General features: G+C 59.9%; 18 protein-coding genes and 1 tRNA gene. 10 read left to right on the forward strand and 9 right to left on the reverse strand.

Features of this window, described 5'->3' with window-relative positions:
- Positions 1–88 precede the first annotated feature (88 nt).
- Positions 89–688: a LysE family translocator gene (locus ACJRPG_RS21705; RefSeq protein WP_408002186.1), complete on the forward strand. Its 600-nt coding sequence runs from the start codon at positions 89–91 to the stop codon at positions 686–688.
- Here ACJRPG_RS21705 and ACJRPG_RS21710 read toward each other — a convergent pair.
- The 4 genes from ACJRPG_RS21710 to acs are packed head-to-tail and all read right to left on the reverse strand — an operon-like array spanning position 641 to position 3,715.
- Positions 641–1,213: a Rhs element Vgr protein gene (locus ACJRPG_RS21710; protein WP_408002187.1), complete on the reverse strand. Its 573-nt coding sequence runs from the start codon at positions 1,211–1,213 to the stop codon at positions 641–643. The genes ACJRPG_RS21705 and ACJRPG_RS21710 overlap by 48 nt on opposite strands.
- Positions 1,214–1,270: 57 nt before the next feature.
- Positions 1,271–1,399 carry a hypothetical protein gene (locus ACJRPG_RS21715; RefSeq protein ID WP_408002188.1) on the reverse strand — a complete coding sequence of 43 codons (129 nt, stop codon included), beginning with the start codon at positions 1,397–1,399 and terminating at the stop codon, positions 1,271–1,273.
- Positions 1,400–1,447: 48 nt separating this feature from the next.
- Positions 1,448–1,714, reverse strand: coding sequence for a hypothetical protein (locus tag ACJRPG_RS21720; RefSeq protein WP_408002189.1), 267 nt, complete (start codon positions 1,712–1,714; stop codon positions 1,448–1,450).
- A 3-nt stretch (positions 1,715–1,717) separates the two neighbouring features.
- The gene (gene acs / locus ACJRPG_RS21725; protein ID WP_408002190.1) at positions 1,718–3,715 is read right to left on the reverse strand and encodes an acetate--CoA ligase; all 1,998 of its coding nucleotides are present in this window, start codon (positions 3,713–3,715) and stop codon (positions 1,718–1,720) included.
- Positions 3,716–3,939: 224 nt separating this feature from the next.
- Here acs and ACJRPG_RS21730 point away from each other — a divergent pair, with 224 nt between their 5' ends.
- The 4 genes from ACJRPG_RS21730 to ACJRPG_RS21745 all read left to right on the forward strand — a co-directional run bounded on the left by ACJRPG_RS21730 (position 3,940) and on the right by ACJRPG_RS21745 (position 7,095).
- Entirely contained in the window at positions 3,940–4,545 is a 606-nt protein-coding gene (locus ACJRPG_RS21730; protein WP_408002191.1) for a TIGR00645 family protein, read from the forward strand.
- Positions 4,546–4,571: 26 nt separating this feature from the next.
- Positions 4,572–6,098: a fumarate hydratase gene (locus ACJRPG_RS21735; RefSeq protein WP_408002192.1), complete on the forward strand. Its 1,527-nt coding sequence runs from the start codon at positions 4,572–4,574 to the stop codon at positions 6,096–6,098.
- 5 nt (positions 6,099–6,103) lie between these two features.
- Positions 6,104–6,946, forward strand: a complete 843-nt coding sequence (murI, locus tag ACJRPG_RS21740) for a glutamate racemase (RefSeq protein ID WP_408002193.1) — start codon at positions 6,104–6,106, stop codon at positions 6,944–6,946.
- A 73-nt stretch (positions 6,947–7,019) separates the two neighbouring features.
- A tRNA-His gene (locus ACJRPG_RS21745) sits at positions 7,020–7,095 on the forward strand.
- Between the two features lie 369 nt (positions 7,096–7,464).
- Here ACJRPG_RS21745 and ACJRPG_RS24840 read toward each other — a convergent pair.
- The 4 genes from ACJRPG_RS24840 to ACJRPG_RS21760 are packed head-to-tail and all read right to left on the reverse strand — an operon-like array spanning position 7,465 to position 11,116.
- Positions 7,465–8,055 (reverse strand): PIN domain-containing protein, encoded by a 591-nt coding sequence (locus tag ACJRPG_RS24840; RefSeq protein WP_510183113.1) that lies wholly within the window; start codon positions 8,053–8,055, stop codon positions 7,465–7,467.
- On the reverse strand, positions 8,009–9,172 hold the full coding sequence (locus ACJRPG_RS21750; protein ID WP_408002194.1) for an ImmA/IrrE family metallo-endopeptidase: 1,164 nt from the start codon (positions 9,170–9,172) through the stop codon (positions 8,009–8,011). Before ACJRPG_RS21750 ends, ACJRPG_RS24840 begins: the two co-directional genes overlap by 47 nt.
- A 1-nt stretch (position 9,173) precedes the next feature.
- Positions 9,174–10,565, reverse strand: coding sequence for an adenine nucleotide alpha hydrolase family protein (locus ACJRPG_RS21755; RefSeq protein WP_408002195.1), 1,392 nt, complete (start codon positions 10,563–10,565; stop codon positions 9,174–9,176).
- Positions 10,562–11,116, reverse strand: coding sequence for a hypothetical protein (locus tag ACJRPG_RS21760; protein ID WP_408002196.1), 555 nt, complete (start codon positions 11,114–11,116; stop codon positions 10,562–10,564). Before ACJRPG_RS21760 ends, ACJRPG_RS21755 begins: the two co-directional genes overlap by 4 nt.
- 242 nt (positions 11,117–11,358) lie before the next feature.
- On the opposite strand from ACJRPG_RS21760, the gene ACJRPG_RS21765 reads away from it, so the two are divergent.
- Positions 11,359–13,698, forward strand: coding sequence for a TonB-dependent receptor (locus ACJRPG_RS21765; RefSeq protein ID WP_408002197.1), 2,340 nt, complete (start codon positions 11,359–11,361; stop codon positions 13,696–13,698).
- A 2-nt stretch (positions 13,699–13,700) separates the two neighbouring features.
- Here the strand turns inward: ACJRPG_RS21765 and ACJRPG_RS21770 are convergent, their stop codons facing one another.
- Positions 13,701–14,603: a LysR family transcriptional regulator gene (locus tag ACJRPG_RS21770; protein ID WP_408002198.1), complete on the reverse strand. Its 903-nt coding sequence runs from the start codon at positions 14,601–14,603 to the stop codon at positions 13,701–13,703.
- 138 nt (positions 14,604–14,741) lie between these two features.
- Here ACJRPG_RS21770 and ACJRPG_RS21775 point away from each other — a divergent pair, with 138 nt between their 5' ends.
- From ACJRPG_RS21775 to ACJRPG_RS21790, 4 genes are read left to right on the forward strand one after another with little or no spacing between them, the layout of a single operon-like run.
- Complete coding sequence (locus ACJRPG_RS21775; protein ID WP_408002199.1) at positions 14,742–15,608, forward strand: alpha/beta fold hydrolase; 867 nt, start codon at positions 14,742–14,744, stop codon at positions 15,606–15,608.
- Between the two features lie 36 nt (positions 15,609–15,644).
- Positions 15,645–16,826 (forward strand): substrate-binding domain-containing protein, encoded by a 1,182-nt coding sequence (locus ACJRPG_RS21780; protein ID WP_408002200.1) that lies wholly within the window; start codon positions 15,645–15,647, stop codon positions 16,824–16,826.
- 12 nt (positions 16,827–16,838) lie between these two features.
- Entirely contained in the window at positions 16,839–17,588 is a 750-nt protein-coding gene (locus ACJRPG_RS21785) for an ABC transporter ATP-binding protein (protein ID WP_408002250.1), read from the forward strand.
- Positions 17,581–18,303 carry an ABC transporter ATP-binding protein gene (locus ACJRPG_RS21790; RefSeq protein WP_408002201.1) on the forward strand — a complete coding sequence of 241 codons (723 nt, stop codon included), beginning with the start codon at positions 17,581–17,583 and terminating at the stop codon, positions 18,301–18,303. The genes ACJRPG_RS21785 and ACJRPG_RS21790 overlap by 8 nt, the downstream gene beginning before the upstream one ends.
- Positions 18,304–18,374: the final 71 nt, after the last annotated feature.

The following is an 18,374-nucleotide window of genomic DNA, read 5'->3' on the forward strand; positions in this document are numbered from 1 at the left end:
TTTTTCAGCATCATTCATTCAGAACATTTCAATTTTCAAGACCATCATCTGCCCTTAGCATTGAGCTGTCAACAAGGAAGGAATCTGGATGGAACTGCATTTATGGCTGCCCTACCTGCTCGCCAGCCTGCTCACGGCCTTCTCACCGGGGCAGGCGGTGCTGCTTGCCGTCTCCAACACGCTGCAGCACGGCGGCAAACGGGCGATGCTCGGCTCGATGGGCAATGCGGCCGGCATCTGCATCGTGGCCGGCGTGGCGCTGGCCGGGGTGGCAAGCCTGCTACAGGCCTGGCCTGCGGCCTTTCTCGCGCTGAAGGTGGCGGGCAGCGGATACCTGGTCTATCTCGGCATCCGCCAATGGTTTTCCGCCGCTGCCGCTGCGCCGAAGGCGGGCCGGCGCAAGGGGCTCTTCGCACAGGGCATGCTGGTGGCGCTGACGAATCCCAAGGGCCTGCTGTTCTTCGCCGCACTGTTTCCGCAATTCGTGCGGGCGGACCGGCCCCTGTGGGCACAATTCCTGATCCTGACCGGCACCTTCATCGCATGCGCCATCACCGCGCATGCCACCTTCGTGCTGCTTGCACACCACGCGCGCGGCTGGCTTGCCGAACCGCGCCGGCTGGCGGCCATGCGCAAGGTGTCAGGCCTGGCCTTTATCCTGCTCGGGCTGGCGATGCTTGGCGCGTGAGCGGAAGATGCGATGGCCACCGGGCAGATGCTGCGTCGCCCGCGGCTGCAACAGGAAGTCCGCCAGCACCTGCTCGAACAGCGGCAAGGCATCCGCGTACTGCTGCTGCGCCAGCACGCCGCGCGCATTGAAGAACTTGAGCATGAAGTAGTCGGCCAGCAGGTCGCCCTGGGCCTCCCTATTGAAATCGCCGAGCCGCTTGTCCGGCGCCAGCTCATAGCGGTAGGTCAGGCCGATGCGGCAAGCACCGCGCAGGCGCAGGCGATAGCCCAGCTGCCACTGCCACACATGCACCATCTCATGCATGAACCAGTGGATGCCCTTCGGCCCTGCCTGCGAAAAATCGGTCAGGAAGTCTTCGCGGTTGAAATAGATCTGGCCATTCGGCGCAACCGCCGTGTGGCGGCTCTGGAATTTCCAGAAGTAGCCGCGGTCGTGAATACGCACCCGCGTGTAATCGATGGCGTCGCCGAACAGCAGCCTGGCCAGCGATTGTTCTCCGTAGGTGAGCGGGCGGGCGGACATGGAATGAAAAGGGCCGCAACCCTCGCGGACGCGGCCCTCCTTAAAGCCTTACTGCGTTCAGCAGCAGCCGATCATTTTCAGGCAGCAGGCAATGCTGTCGCAGCACGCGTTATTTGCCGCGAGTGCGGCTGCGGATGCGAGCAGCAGCCCAACTGCTGCACTGATTTTGATTGCTTTCGATTTCATGGAAACTCCTTGTGTGATTGAGATGGAAGATGAAATGGCATCATCCGCTCAATCAGGGGGCGTCCATATTTCCTCGGCCAGTTCAGGCGGAGCAGGCGTATCCTGCACGGGGAATGCGGCACGCTGCGGCACCGGCGCAATGGATTGGACGGCGCCTACTGCAATGGCGCACGCCGCCGGCGCGCATCCCATATCGATACACTGCGCGATCGCGCAATCTCCACCTGCACAGCAGGTGTGAACCGATTTGGCCAGGGCATGCGAAATGCCCAGCACAAACAGGAAAGCCAGCAGGAGAATGCGGATCTTGCGCATGGATCAGGAAGTTTCTTTCAATTGCTCCAGGATGGCCGGATTTTCCAGCGTGGAGACGTCCTGCGTGATTGTCTCACCTTTGGCCAGCACGCGCAGCAGGCGGCGCATGATCTTGCCCGAGCGCGTCTTCGGCAGGTTGTCGCCGAAGCGGATTTCCTTCGGTTTGGCGATCGGGCCGATTTCCTTCGCCACCCAATTGCGCAGCTCCAGCGCCAGCTTCTTCGCTTCCTCGCCGCTTGGGCGAGCCTGCTTCAGCACCACGAAGGCGCAGATCGATTCGCCCGTCGTATCGTCAGGCTTGCCCACCACGGCAGCTTCCGCCACCAGCGGGTTCGCCACCAGCGCCGATTCAATCTCCATGGTGCCCATGCGGTGGCCGGACACGTTCAGCACATCGTCGATACGGCCGGTGATGGTGAAGTAGCCGGTGTCCTTGTTGCGGATGGCGCCATCGCCTGCGAGGTAATACTTGCCGCCCAGTTCATCGGGGAAGTAGCTGGTGCGGAAACGGTCAGGATTGTTCCAGATGGTGCGGATCATGGAAGGCCATGGGCGCTTCACCACCAGGATGCCGCCCTGCCCGTTCGGCACGTCCGCGCCGGATTCGTCCACGATGGCGGTCATGATGCCCGGCAGCGGCAGCGTGCAGGAACCCGGCACCATCGGCGTGGCGCCAGGCAGCGGCGTGATCATGTGGCCGCCCGTTTCCGTCTGCCAGAAAGTATCCACGATCGGGCACTTCTCGCCACCCACGTTCTTGTGGTACCACATCCAGGCTTCCGGATTGATCGGCTCACCCACGGTGCCCAGCAGGCGCAGCGAGGACAGGTCGAAATTCTTCGGATGCACTTTCGGATCCACGTCGGCTGCCTTGATCAGCGAGCGGATCGCGGTCGGCGCGGTGTAGAAGATGCTGACCTTGTGCTTGGCAATATTCTCCCAGAAGCGGCCGGCAGTCGGGAAGGTTGGAATGCCTTCGAAGATCAGTTGCGTTGCACCGACGGCGGTCGGGCCGTAGGCGATATAGGTGTGGCCCGTGACCCAGCCGATATCGGCGGTGCACCAGTACACATCGTTCGGCTTGATGTCAAAGCTCCACTTCATCGTGAGCGCGGCCCACAGCAGGTAGCCGCCGCTGGAGTGCTGCACGCCCTTCGGCGTACCGGTGGAACCGGAGGTATAGAGGATGAACAGCGGATGCTCGGCATCCACCCATTCCGGCTCGCATTCGGTGGACTGCTTGTCTACCAGCTCGCTGAGCCAGATATCGCGGCCCGCCACCATATTGACGTTGCCGCCGGTGCGCTTGTACACGATAACGTTTTTGATGGTGTCGCAGCCGCCCATGGCCAGCGCTTCGTCGACGATGGATTTCAGCGGCAGGTGCTTGCCGCCGCGCAGCTGCTCGTCGCCGGTAATCACGGCCACGGCGCCCGCATCGATAATGCGTTCCTGCAGCGACTTGGCGGAGAAGCCGCCGAACACCACGGAGTGGGTGGCGCCGATGCGCGCGCAGGCTTGCATGGCGGCCACGCCTTCCACCGACATCGACATGTAAATGATGACGCGGTCGCCCTTCTTGATGCCCAGCGATTTGAGGCCGTTGGCAAACTGGCAGACCTTAGCGTGCAGTTCCTTGTAGCTGACGCGCGTAACGGCGCCGTCGTCCGCCTCGAAGATGATGGCGGTCTTGTCGGCGTTGCCGTTCTTGAGGTTGCGGTCCAGGCAGTTGTAGGACACATTCAGCTTGCCGTCCTCGAACCACTTGTAGAACGGCGCCTGGTCTTCATTCAGGGTGCGGGTGAACGGCGTTTGCCATTCCACGTTTTCGCGCGCGAGGCGGGCCCAGAAGCCTTCGTAGTCGCGTTCCGCTTCGGCGCACAGCGCCTTGTATGCGTCCATGCCGGAGATGGTGGCCTGCGCCGTGAACGCCGCCGATGGCGCAAAAATGCGCGATTCCGTTGGTCCCTGCTGCTCGGTGCCTTGTGCTGATGCGGTCATGCTCGTCTCCGTTATGGTAATAAGTTTGCCAAAACAATAAGGGAGCGCGCTTACAAGCCCCTTACATCATGCTGTGCTGCCTTGGCAGTAAGGACAATTATGCAGTTTTACCCAGTTTTTTGCCACGCTCTGGCTCAACAACACAGTGGCGCGGGGCTGCGGCTGCCCGGCGGCAAGTGTAGAATGTCGGCTGTTTTCCGATTGCCATACAGGAGCAAGTACCGATGACCGACCCGCAGCGCCCGAACGGCCCGCGCCTCAGCCCGATTCCCGCTTTTATCTTCATGTCCCGCTGGCTGCAGCTGCCGCTGTACCTCGGCCTGATCCTCGCGCAGTGCGTTTATGTGTTCCACTTCTGGGTCGAGCTGAAAGACCTGATCGGCGCAGCCCTCGGCAATGAAGCCGCACTGCAGCACATCTTCCAGGCGGTGGCCGTGCCAGGCGCCGCACTGCCGACCAAGCTGAATGAATCCACCATCATGCTGGTGGTACTGGGCCTGATCGACGTGGTAATGATCTCGAATCTGCTGATCATGGTTATCGTTGGCGGCTACGAAACCTTTGTTTCGCGCATGCACCTCGAAGGCCACCCCGACCAGCCGGAATGGCTGTCGCACGTCAATGCCTCTGTCCTGAAGACCAAACTGGCGATGGCCATCATCGGCATCTCCTCGATCCACCTGCTGAAGACCTTCATCAACGCCGCCGCATACTCCGACAAAGTGCTGGTTGCGCAAACCGTTATTCACGTGGTGTTCCTGCTGTCGGCCATGGCCATTGCCTACACCGACCGCCTGATGACCTCCACCCACGATAAAGCCAAACACTAAACTGTCCTCGCCAAAGAGCCATCGCCATGACCATCATCAAGCAAGACGACCTGATTGAATCCGTAGCGGCAGCGCTGCAGTACATCAGCTATTACCATCCAGCCGACTACATCGAACACCTGGCGCGCGCCTACGAGTCCGAGCAGAGCCCGGCCGCCAAGGACGCCATCGCGCAGATCCTAACCAACTCGCGCATGTGCGCCGAAGGCAAGCGCCCGATCTGCCAGGACACCGGCCTGGTGAACGTTTTCCTGAAAATCGGCATGGGCGTGCGCTTCGAAGGCTTCAAGGGCACCGTGACCGACGCGGTCAACGAAGGCGTGCGCCGCGCATACAACTTCAGCGACAACAAGCTGCGCGCCTCCATCGTGGCCGACCCGCACTTCGAGCGCAAGAACACCAAGGACAACACCCCGGCCGTAGTGCACATGGAGCTGGTGGAAGGCGACAAGGTTGACGTAATGGTGGCAGCCAAAGGCGGCGGCTCGGAGAACAAGACCAAGTTCGTGATGCTGAACCCATCCGACTCGCTGGTGGACTGGGTGCTGAAGACCGTGCCGCTGATGGGCGCCGGCTGGTGCCCGCCCGGCATGCTGGGCATCGGCATCGGCGGCAGCGCCGAGAAGGCCATGCTGCTGGCCAAAGAGTCGCTGATGGAAGACATCGATATGTACGAGCTGAAAAAGCGCGGCCCGCAGAACAAGACGGAAGAACTGCGTATCGAACTGTGCGACAAGATCAATGCCCTCGGCATCGGCGCGCAAGGCCTGGGCGGCCTCACCACGGTGCTGGACGTGAAGATCAACATGTATCCGACGCACGCGGCTTCCAAGCCTGTGGCCATGATCCCGAACTGCGCCGCCACCCGCCATGCGCACTTCGTGCTGGACGGTTCCGGCCCTGCCTACATCGAACCGCCTGCGATTTCGACCTGGCCTGACGTGAGCTGGGCGCCGGACACCGAGAAATCGAAGCGCGTGGACCTGAACACGCTGACCAAGGAAGAAGTGGCATCGTGGAAGCCGGGCCAGACCCTGCTCCTGAACGGCAAAATGCTGACCGGCCGCGACGCAGCCCACAAGCGCATCCAGGACATGCTGGCCAAGGGCGAGCAGCTGCCGGTGGACTTCACCAACCGCGTGATCTACTACGTTGGCCCGGTCGATCCGGTGCGCGACGAAGTGGTAGGCCCGGCCGGCCCCACCACCGCCACCCGCATGGACAAGTTCACCGACATGATGCTGGAAAAAACCGGCCTGATCTCGATGGTGGGCAAGGCCGAGCGCGGCCCGGCGGCGATTGAAGCGATCCAGAAGCACAAGTCGGCCTACCTGATGGCGGTTGGCGGTGCGGCTTACCTGGTATCGAAAGCGATCAAGCACGCCAAAGTGGTTGGCTTCGAAGACCTCGGCATGGAAGCGATCTACGAGTTCGACGTGGTGGACATGCCTGTTACCGTGGCCGTCGATTCCACCGGCACCTCCGTGCACAACACCGGCCCGAAAGAATGGGCGGTGAAGATCGAAAAACTGAAGGCTGCCCAACCAGCCTGAGTCCCATGACTCATCCCCTGCCCTCCCTCGCCGCCGATGCGCCCATCGGCGTCTTTGACTCCGGCGTCGGAGGGCTTTCCGTGCTGCGCCACATCCACGCGCAGCTGCCCCACGAACACCTGATCTACTTCGCCGATTCCGGCTACGCTCCCTATGGCGACCGGGAAGAGGAATGGGTGATCCGGCGTTCGCTGGCGATTACCGATTTCCTTGTTCAGCAAGGCGTGAAAGCGCTGGTGGTGGCCTGCAATACGGCCACTGTCGCGGCGATCCGCGCCATCCGCACCGAATTCCCCGGCATGCCCATCGTAGGCGTGGAGCCCGGCCTGAAGCCCGGCGCTGCAGCGACGCGCAGCGGCAAGGTCGGCGTGCTGGCCACCGAACGCACGCTGCAGGGCGAAAAATTCCTGCTGCTGCGCGAGCAGATCGCCACCGCCACCAAGGCCGACTTCCTGCTGCAGCCCTGCATCGGCCTGGCCGACCAGATCGAACTGGGTGAGCTCGATACGGAAGCGACCGTAAAACTGCTGGAAGGCTATGTGGTGCCGCTGCTGGAACGCGGCGCGGACACGCTGGTGCTGGGCTGCACCCACTACCCCTTCGTGCAGCAAGCGATCCAGCGCATCGTAGGCGCGCATTCAAAGCAGCACATCACCCTGATCGACACCGGCGACGCTGTCGCCCGCCAACTGGCCCGCCTGTTGGAAGGCGCCGGGTTGCTGCGCCCCGCCGGCCACGCCCTGCTGCGCGGCTATACTAGCGGCGACGCCCCGGTGCTCGCTACCGCCTTCAAGGGCCTGCTCGGCCTGGAGCCCGATATCAGCGCAATCGAGATCGCTGCAATTTAGATTTGCCAGTTGCCAACCGACCTAGTATAATGCGGCTCCTGCCTTGGAACGCCATGGCAGTTGTAAGACAGTGGTGGCTGTAGCTCAGTTGGTAGAGTCCAGGATTGTGATTCCTGTTGTCGTGGGTTCGAGCCCCATCAGCCACCCCAAGAATTCGCTTCTCTGGATTAGCGCTTGCTTTTAACTAAAGCAAGCGCTTTTTTCGTTATCAAGCCGGTTTCTTACTGTGTGACCTACATCACATCATGGGGAAATTGAGGAACATGATGAATGGTGGGGAAAAGACCTCGGACATGCCGATCATCGAAGTTAGCGTGAGACTGAAAACTTAACACGCCACATTTTCACAGTCTCTTCAATTTGGGGGGAACAGCTAACGGAGAAGCACGTGGGCTTGCAGGCCTGGACGCAAACCACAGCCCGCGAAGACACCCCAGCATAACAGCCAGAAGCATGTTTTTGTCCTTACATGCTGGGGGATTACATTCGCGATCCAGCATGCTTGAAGTGAAACCTCTTCAACAGGCTAACACTTGGCGCAATAGGTGCTTTTCTTCACGAGGAACGCCCATTCGGCTATGAAGGACTGCTTGCTCGACAATTTCCTTAAGTGCAGGCGATTCCAATCCTAGCCGCATAGATGACGAGATGAACAGCTTAAGAGTACTTATAACACTAAGGTTAGGAATTCGTTGGGCCACGAAAGCTCGAGCCTTATTCTCATCAATTACAGCACTCAGGCTCCTAGCTCGCGCGACGACGATAGTTGCCGACTCTCCGGAGTCCAAACGCAAAGCCAGAGGTGCCTGCACTATCGACAGGTAATCCTCGTACTCGTCATCCGTCATCGCAGTTACCTCCATAAGTCCTGCATTCTCTAGCGACTTAATTTCCTGCAAATGGTCCCTGCCTGCAATAGGGTGACGTGAAATTTCACGGAGTACCGTTCTCTCTACTAAACAGACAGTTGGCAAAGCTCTAAGCAGCTCAGTCGCCGCGTCACATGCCAGAAGGTTAATCAGGAAGCTGGCATCCACTACGAGCCGTTCTCGAGGTAAGTAATCACAATACCAATTCAAGCGCGCTCTCCTGTCCCGTCTCATCAGCATCTTCAAGCGCCCGGCGCACACTGACAAGGTCAAGCTCCAGCATCGAAGCAATTTGTTGCTCGGTCAGTAGATCTCGCTTATGTGCAGCCATAGCGAGCAGCATCGTACGCGCAGTAAAAATCGGTGGTTCCGGAGAGATCGCCAATTCCTTCCTAACTGTATCCTGATGTTTTAAACTCAATCCCTCCGATCTAAGCCTTTCGTACGTACCATCAGGCAGCAAGCTTAAGGACACCATCCTTCGGACAAGAGCCTCCATTGATACATTGAAATATAGAGTTAGCGTTAGAAGTTCACGGACCGTGAATTTGCCGACGATGCGCTTCAACTCATTCGCTTTTTTTCGAACCGCAATCGCAGGCATTAAGAAACAGCAACCGAATGCATCACAAAATCGCTCTTCTTTACTTTCGAAAAATTCATCGGAAAAATGAACCATCATCCCCTTTTGACGTAGCATTACATGCGCCAGTTCGTGGGCAGCAGTTACTCGTCGCCGATAAATTGGATGCTTAGAGTTGAGAAGTACGAATCCTCCAATGCCCTCAGAAAAAGCCATGGCTCCGCTTACCTTCGACGGCAATCCTCGCTCAAAAATCCTTATCCCAAGCTCCGAGTCCATCAATGCATTCAGGTCTTGGATCGGACCGATTCCTAACCCTAATCTCGCCCTCAACGCAAGAGCCGCGTCTTCTGCTTGTTGTTCAAGCGGCTCATCTCGCGAGATTACTACTTCAGGGATATCCAGTGAAGGCTGAGCAAACCCGACTAGCTGTTCCAATTGAAGCATCGATCCTACTAAGCGATTAAGGAAAGAAGCAACGGCTACCTCATCCTTCGATTCAGGCAACATTGCACTGCTGCGGAATTCGACAGGCATCTCGATCGCGGGTATTTCAACATCCAAAAGCTCGCCTTCGCTTACCTTGAAAAGCTCAGCGATTCTTCGAAGCTCGGCTGAACTAACCGCGCGTTTTCCTGCTTCGATAGCTACCAGAGTGGTCCTGGACATCCCCAGTTCAGACGCTGCACTTTCCTGCGTCATGCGACAAATGGTACGCGCGGCTCGAACTCGGTTTCCTAACACCTCTGGCCGAACTTTTTGTTCGAACTCCATGTCATCCTCTTGTAAAGCGTGCCAACCATGATTCTTTTCCTGCACTACTTAGGAAATTCGTCCATTCTTGGCGGTGTTGAGTAAGCATACCGAAATAGTCATTACGAACGTCATCCGAAGGGCGTTTCAGGTAATGTGCAAGACTATCGACCTCTCCGGCAACCCTGTATCTATTCGGCGGAGACAGGACATCTGCGAGGCGATGCATGCTTCGGACACCATTGTGAGCGACATCTTGATACGCTGATAAGGTTTTACACGTATCGGATTCTTGCATCGAATCCTCCAGGCTAGTCGCACGCAAGTCTTGAAACTTGTACGGGGTGACATCCTCGATATTTGCAGCGTGGAGCCCCATGCGTCGAAGTAAGCAATTCCCGCAAACGCCACAGTGAACTTTCTTCCTTCCGCGGTTTGACTGGCGCGAATCATACGAACACGAAGTATGACTCAGCAACCACTCTGGGCTATTAGGCAACAATCCATTTAACGCTGACAACACTTGCCCTTTGGTTTGGAACAACGCAGGGTGAACAAACTTTACTTCCGCGCCAGTTAGGTTGTTGAAAAACGCTGCCAAACGTGTTGTGAAACCTGGATGGCAGCTTCGATGAGGAGCTTCTTCTCCCAGTCGAACGAGAGATGCACCCAAGCTCCCTTGTCCATTCTCAGGGATGACAACTGTTCCCCCGCCAGACAACGCGGCGGCATACGCCGCGAAGCCGTTGTACAAGAACGGGCGTGTACGAAAACTCAGCTCTGCATGTTTTCGTTCACTAACCTTTGCTGAAACTGGAATAGGCGGCACACCTCGCTCGACGCCACGCCGCGCGAATTTCATATTTTGGTTAGCTTTACGACCATGCAAGTGAATAGGCATGATGTCCCAAATTTCATCCGCTGCCTTAAGCAAAACGCTTTGAGCGAAACTGTCTAAGCCGTGGCTGAACGGGATAAAAATGCGCTGTCTCTCAGGTGAGCTGAGGAGAGGCGCCGACTGACTCACCAACGGCTTTCCACTGCGTGCTACAAATTTAACTTGCCACGCGTCGCCAGTCAGATAGTCCAGCGCATTAATCAATGTGGAATGCACCGGCGTTGTTCGCCAAGTGTTGACTTCGAATACCGGCACGGAAATCGAAAGACGTCGCGCCCAACCCTTTGCATGGTGTCGACGGATTGACCTATCCGCGCATTTAATTGCGGCGAAGAGGATTGACAAGTCCTCGGATAACGGTCGTAACTCACTAAAGCAAACCTCATGCAGCAATTCAGTCTGCAGGTTAAGCGCGTTAGCAATAGGGAGTTGTATAGTGTTACCGGCGATTTGATAGTCACCACGCTGAATTACTCGGACGGTCCCCACTACCTGCGAAGTATCACGCGCGTTCATAGACTCAGTTCCAGTTCTGTAGATAACAACTGATCGACAGTTTTTTTATGCGCCCGCGGGGAACTTGTGTTACAAAAATCGCAGCATTCCAAGGACTTTGAAAATTGCTTTCCTACTTCTTCTGCTTCCTCCGCCCCGCGTGCGCTGAAAACTTGGGCCACGATTAATTCAAGTTGGTCCGAAGCATATGCAGAGCAAACAGCCTGCCTTACGTCACGAAAAAACGAGGCTGATAACCCTTTATCAGAAAGCACTCCCAAGGCAATCTCACAAGCAAGCCGCGCGCCGACAGTAAGCTCTCCCTCCTGCATGCGTCGTAAGCGCCGCCTCATCGACGTTACACCGTCCTCAAACAAGTCGATATCCGGCTGAGCTATCAATGCTTCTAGTGCGCGCCAATCACTGCCGTTTGGCCCAGATATTTCTTGATGGACTGCATTTATGATAAAAGGCGCGAGCATCTCCGGCGTGTACTTATCGCGGGATAGTTTCCGTAATACAGCACTCCAGGAGCGCCGCAAAGAAACAGATTTATGCAAGTCATCACGCATTTGCAGCCTCCAAGAAGCACATGCTTCAATTCTAGCCCAGAATTTGACAATGTCAAAAACAATTCCTTAAAAATGCTGACAATGTCATTTCACTGAGACTTTGTGTCACTCCTGAGCTACACGCAGTGTCCGGCCATCTAAACAGTGTGCAAAAACGCACAACGTAAGTGCGAAGCTGGCAGTTTCGCACAGTAGTCAAAAGATGCACACTCCTCAGCTATAACAAACATGAGGAGACTTCGATGCGTCTGTCGGAACAGAATTTCGTACTTCGCCGCTCGGTTGCGGCGGTGATGCTGGCCCTGCCCGCGCTGTGCGCCAACACTGCTTTCGCCCAGGCGGTGGCAGGCGGTGAGCAGGCTGCCGGCGATGTCGAAAAGGTGATCGTTACCGCCCGTAAGCGTGCGGAACTGATCCAGGATGTGCCCGGCGCCGTGACGGCCCTCTCCGGCGCCAAGCTGGAGAAACTGGCGCTGCCGGATATCACCGCGCTGACCGATATCGTGCCGAATACCACGCTGAAAGCGTCGCGCGGCACCAACACCACGCTGACCGCCTTCATCCGCGGCATCGGCCAGCAGGATCCGGTGGCGGGCTATGAACAGGGCGTCGGCATCTATCTGGACGATGTCTACCTCGCCCGTCCGCAAGGCGCGCTGACCGACATCTACGACCTGGAACGCATCGAAGTGCTGCGCGGCCCGCAAGGCACGCTGTACGGCCGCAACACCATCGGCGGCGCGGTCAAGTACGTGACCAAGAAGCTCTCTACCGTCCCATCCTTTGAGATCAGGGGCACGCTGGGCAACTACGGCCAGAAGGACCTGGTCCTGAAAGGCAGCACGCCGATCAACGATATGCTGCGCATTGGCGCCACCGTGGGCACCTTCAACCGCGACGGCTACGGCAAGAACGTGATCAACGGCCGCGAGAACTACAATAAGGACGTGGGCGCAGCCCGCGTGAGCGTCGAGCTGGCGCCGAATGCGGACCTGTTCGTTCGCCTGGCCACCGACTATACGAAGGATGATTCGGAAGCCAAGCAGGGCCACCGCATGACCACCGGTCCGGCGCCAGGCAATGAGCCGGTGCTGAGCGGCGACTACGACACCCGCGCCAACCTGTACAAGGTTAATGGCCATCGCCAGCAAGTGACCAACAAGGGCACTTCGCTGACCATCGACTACGCCCTGAATTCGGAACTGGCATTCAAGTCCGTCACCGCGCACCGCTCTTCCAAGACCTACGCGCCGATCGACTTCGATTCGCTGAATACTCCGCTGTTCGAAGCGCCGGCCATCTACAGCGACAAGCAGGACAGCCAGGAATTCCAGCTGACCTACACCGGCTCGAAGTGGCAGGGTGTGGCGGGCGTGTTCTACATGAAGACCAATGCCTTCAACGAATTCGACACGCTGTATAACGCGGCCGGCGGCCTGTCGCTGCTGACGCGCGACGATATCGATTCCAAGACCTGGGCCGTCTACGCAGACGGCAGCTACAACGTAACCGACGCCTTCAGCGTCAGCGTCGGCGCACGCTGGACGCAGGATGAGCGTTCCGCAGACATCTTCAAGGCCACCTATCTCGGCCTGACCGGTTCGCCGAACCTCGGCAACCCGAATGCCGTTGGCCTGGCGCCGAACACCGACCTGGGCCCGGACGACCTGCAACGCAAGGACACCAAGTTCACCCCGAAACTGGGCTTCGGCTACAAGCTCTCGAAGGAACACAACGTCTACGGCACCTACCAGAGCGGCTTCAAGGGCGGCATGTTCGACCCGCGCATGGACCTGACGGCATCCGGCGGTCCGAACACCCCGGCCTCGCTGCAAAAGCGCAAGGGCGTGAATCCTGAAGAAGTGGATACCGTGGAACTGGGCCTGAAGTCCTCCACCAACGGCGGCCGCCTGCAGACCAATGTCGCCGCTTTCTACACGGACTACAAAAACGTGCAGATTCCCGGCTCGATCCCGACCTTCAACGCGCAAGGCCAGGTGAACGGCTTCGCCGGCACGCTGACCAATGCCGGCAAGGCGAAGATCAAGGGCCTGGAACTGGAAGCCGTTGCCCGCGTGACCGACGCGCTCACCCTGAACGGCATGCTTAGCTACATCGATGCCGAGTACAAGGAATGGATGGTGGCCCAGGGCGCAACCCTGATCAACGTGGCGCATGCCGCCAAGTTCCAGAACACGCCTAAAACGTCCGGCAACATCAGCGCCAACTACGAGTGGGCCGCCAATATGTTCGGCCGCGGCGGCAGCATGAGCCTGAACAACAGCCTGTCGTACAAGAGCAAGGTGTACCAGACCGAAATGGTACGCACCAGCGGCGTGGCTTCGCTGGATGCACTGGTGCCGTCGAACCTGATGCTGGCACAAGGCGGCTTCTCGCTGTGGGATGCAAGCCTGGTGTGGACCTCGGCAGACCGCAAGCTGCAGATTGGCCTGCATGGCCGCAACCTGGGCGACAAGCGCTACAAGGTGTCGGGCTACAACTTCAGCGGCTTCTTCAACACCGTCACCACCTACTACGGCGATCCGCGCACCTACAAGCTGACCGCGTCGTACAAGTTCTGATGTCAGCGGGCCAGGGCGAACAGCCCTGGCTTCGATTCCGCGAACTTCCGCAGCAAATCCCACACCGCGCGCACGCGCGGCAGCCGATACAGGTCTACTGGCGCAACCAGCCAGTAGGCTCTTTCCACATAAATCTCATCCTGCAGCACCGGCACCAGGCGGCCATCCAGCGCCATATAGGGCGGCGCCATCATCAGGCCCAGGCCCTGCGCTGCAGCTTCGGCCTGCGCCAGCATGCCCGTGCAGCACAGGCGGCGGCGCGGATTCACGCCAAGTTCATCGAGGAAGTTCAGTTCATTGCTGGCGAGGCGGTCGCGCACATAATCGACGAAGTCATGCCCGGCCAGGTCGGCGCGGCGCTTGATCGGCGGATGGCGCGCGAAGTATTCGGGCGAGCCGTACACGTAGAGGCGGAAGGACACCAGGCGCGTCACCATATACCGGCCCGTGTTCGGCGCATCGAGCGTCACGCCCAGGTCGGCCTCGCGGCTGGCGAGGTTGGCAAAGCGCGGCTGCACCAGCAGGTCCACCGAGAGGTCGGGATAGTCCTGCAAATAGGTCGCCAGCAGCGGCGTGATAAAGCGCACGCCCAGCGCTTCCGGCACGCCCAGGCGCACCACGCCGCGGATCGCCACTTCAGTGCCGGACAGCTGGCCCTGCGCCGCCAGCACGGCGCTCTCCATCGCCTCCGCATGCGGCAGCACCGCCTGGCCCATCTCGGTCAGCTCATAGCCTTCGCGCGAGCGGTCGAACAGGGTGGCGCCCAGCTGCTGCTCCAGGCGGTCGATGCGGCGGGCGACGGTGGTGTGCTCCACTTCCAGCCGGCGCGAGGCGCCGGACAAGGTGCCGGAGCGGGCCAGCTCCAGGAAGTAGCGCAGGTCGGTCCATTCGGGAAGTGTTTTCATGATGAAGTATTGTGCATCAATTTGCTCTGCAACGCGAACGCTGTGCAAAATTGCACACAGAGTGGGCGCTGCCTCGGGTTCACCGCGCGCGGCATTTCCCGCACACTGCACGCTCCTGTAACGCTGCCCGTGAGGACCATGTATTCCGAGATCAGCTACCTCAGCGACGATGGATTGCGCCTGTATGCGCGCGACTACCCTGCTGCCAGCGGACCTGCACGCCTTCCCGTCATCTGCATCCACGGACTGACCCGCAACTCGGCCGATTTCGAGGACGTGGCGCCGTGGATCGCCGGGCAGGGACGCCGCGTGATCGCGGTCGACGTGCGCGGACGCGGCAACTCGGACTACGATCCCCAGCCCGACCGCTACACGCCCGCCGTCTATGCCAACGACATCGTGAAGCTGGCGCACGACCTCGGTATCGCGCGCGCCGTATTCGTCGGCACGTCGATGGGCGGCCTGATTACGATGACGCTCGCGCTGCGCAAGTCGGAACTGATTGCGGCGGCTGTGCTGAACGACGTGGGCCCGGCGCTTTCGCCGCGCGGCCTGGCGCGCATCGCCGCCTATACCGGCCGCGGTGAAGAATTCACCAGCTGGCCGCAGGCTGCCGACTACATCCGGTCGATCAACGATGTCGCCTTCCCCGCAAATACCGGGGACGATTGGGAGCGCTGGGCGCGCCGCGCTTTCCGCGAAGATGAACAGGGCAAGCTGGTGATGCGTTACGACGCGAATATCGCCGTGCCGATCCGCGCCAACAAACTCAAGGCGGCGTCGATGGTGGCGCAGTTTGCCTTCCGCCGCCTGGCGCGGCGCCGCCCCACCCTGCTGATCCGCGGAGGCCTGTCCGACCTGATCGAGCAGGAGCAGGTGAATGCCATGCGCGCCGCGGCACCGCGCATGCAGTTTGCGGAGATCCCCGATATCGGCCACGCGCCGATGCTGAGCGAACCCGCCGCACAGGAGGCGCTGCGCGGCTTCCTCGACAGCGTAGATTGAACTATATTAAGACCGGACAATAAACGGAGACACCGAATGAAGAAACTGATTCCCCTGATTGCCGCAGTGGCGTCCGCGCTGGCCGCGCAGGCTGCGATGGCGCAGGATCTGAAGGTCGCCCTCATCACGGGCAAGACCGGCATCCTGGAGCCCTATGCCAAGGAAACCGAAACGGGCTTCATGATGGGCCTGGAGTACCTGACCAATGGCACCATGCAGATCAACGGCCGCAAACTGAAAGTCATCGTCAAGGACGACCAGAGCAAGCCTGACCTGGGCCGCACGCTGCTGGCCGAAGCCTACGGCGACGACAAGGTGGATATCGCAGTCGGCACCACTTCCTCCGGCTCCGCCATCGCCATGCTGCCGGTTGCCGCCGAATACAAGAAAGTGCTGATCGTGGAACCCGCGGTGGCCGATGCCATCACCGGCGACAAGTGGAACAAGTACATCTTCCGCACCGCACGCAATTCGATGCAGGACGGCCTCGCCGCGGCTACCACCTTCAAGCAGGGCAGCGTGGGCGTGCTGGCGCAGGATTATGCCTTCGGCAAGGACGCCGTGAAAGCCGCCAAGGAAGCGCTGGCCCTCACCGGCAGCAAGGCGAAGATCGTGCATGAGGAATACGCGCCGCAGAATGCCACCGACTTCACCGCGCCGGCGCAGCGCCTGTTCGACAAGCTGAAAGACGCGCCGCCGCCGCGCGCCCTCGCCATCGTGTGGGCCGGTCCGAACCCGATGAACAAGATCGCCGACATGAAGCCTGAGCGCTATGGCATCGCGCTGGCGCCGGGCGGCAATATCCTGCCGGTTCTGAAAACCTGGAAGGCCTATGCGGGCACCGAAGGCACCATCTATTACTACTACGGCTTCCCGAAGAACAAGATGAACGACTGGCTGGTGGCCGAGCACATGAAGCGCCACAAGGCGCCGCCGGACATGTTCACCGCCGGCGGCTTCACCGCGGCGAGCGCCGTGGTGACTGCGCTGACCAAGGCCGGCGGCGGCGATACCAACAAGCTGATCGCCGCCATGGAAGGCATGGAGTTCGACACGCCGAAAGGCAAGATGAGCTTCCGCAAGGAAGACCACCAGGCGCTGCAATCGATGTACCACTTCCGCATCAAGAAGGACCAGAAGTCCGAATGGGACCTGCTGGAGCTGGTGCGTGAAATCCCGGCATCCGAACTGCCTGTACCAATCAAGAACAAGCGCTGATCGATGACGCCACTGCTGTCCACCCGCGGGCTGACGGTCCGCTTCGGCGGCCATACGGCCGTCGATGACGTCAGCGCCGATTTCCATTCGGGCCAGCTGACGGTCATCGTCGGCCCGAATGGCGCAGGCAAGACCACTTACTTCAACCTGATGTCCGGCCAGTTGCCCGCCACCAGCGGCAAGGTGCTGCTGCGCGGCGAGGACATTACCGGCAGCGGCCCGGCGCACCGCACCCGCAAGGGCATCGGCCGCGCCTTCCAGCTCACCAACCTGTTCCCCCATCTCACGGTGCACGAGAATGTGCGGCTGGCGGTGCAGGCGCGCGCCAATGCAGGCATGAAGCTGTGGTCCATCTGGTCCAGCCACAAAGACCTGATCGCGCGTGCCGACCATTACCTGGAGCGCGTGGCCATGGCGGGCCGCCGCGACACCGCCGTCGCCGCGCTCTCGCATGGCGACAAGCGCAAGCTGGAAGTGGCTATCCTGCTCGCACTGGAACCGGATGTGATGATGTTCGATGAACCCACCGCCGGCATGAGCGTGGACGAAGTGCCCGTGGTGCTGGACCTGATCCACCAGGTGAAGGCGGAGCGCAACAAGGCCGTGCTGCTGGTGGAGCACAAGATGGACGTGGTGCGGGCGCTGGCCGACCGCATCATCGTGCTGCACAACGGCGCACTGGTGGCGGATGGCGAACCTGCCGCCGTGATGTCGTCCGCCATCGTGCAGGAAGCCTACCTCGGAACCGCAACACATGACTGACGCCCTGCTCACCCTGTCCGGCGTGCACACGCACATCGGCGAATACCATATCCTGCAAGGCGTGGACCTGGTGGTGCCGCGCGGCGGCCTGTCCGTTCTGCTCGGCCGCAACGGCGCGGGCAAGACCACCACGCTGCGCACCATCATGGGCCTGTGGCAGGCCAGCGCCGGCAAGATCACATTCAATGGCCGCGACATGACGGCACTGCGCACGCCGGACATCGCGCAGGCCGGCATTGCCTATGTGCCGGAATCGATGGCCGTGTTCAGCGACCTCACGGTGCGCGAGAACCTCTATCTCGCCGCGCGCAGCGGCCCAATGGACACGGCGCGGCTGGAATGGATCTTCTCTTTCTTCCCCGCGCTGAAAAAATTCTGGAACTACCCGGCCGGCAAGCTGTCGGGCGGGCAGAAGCAGATGGTGGCGATTGCGCGCGCCATTATCGAGCCGCGCGAACTGCTGCTGATCGACGAGCCCACCAAGGGCCTGGCGCCCGCCATCATCCAGAACCTGGCCGAAGCCATACGCCAGCTGAAGGGCCAGACCACGGTGCTGCTGGTGGAGCAGAATTTCAATTTCGTGCGCCAGCTGGGCGATACGGTGGCCGTGATGGACGACGGCCGCATCGTGCACAGTGGCGCGATGGCCGAACTGGCCTCGGACCGCGCCCTGCAGGAACGCCTGCTCGGCCTGGCCCTCGATTCACACCAATAAGGAGGGAACGTGAGCGATACGACGCTGCCATCCGTTCCACGCGACTATGTGCCGCTGCTGCTGGCGCCCGC

The sequence above is a fragment of the Pseudoduganella rhizocola genome (assembly GCF_045984285.3).
GTDB lineage: Bacteria > Pseudomonadota > Gammaproteobacteria > Burkholderiales > Burkholderiaceae_D > Rugamonas.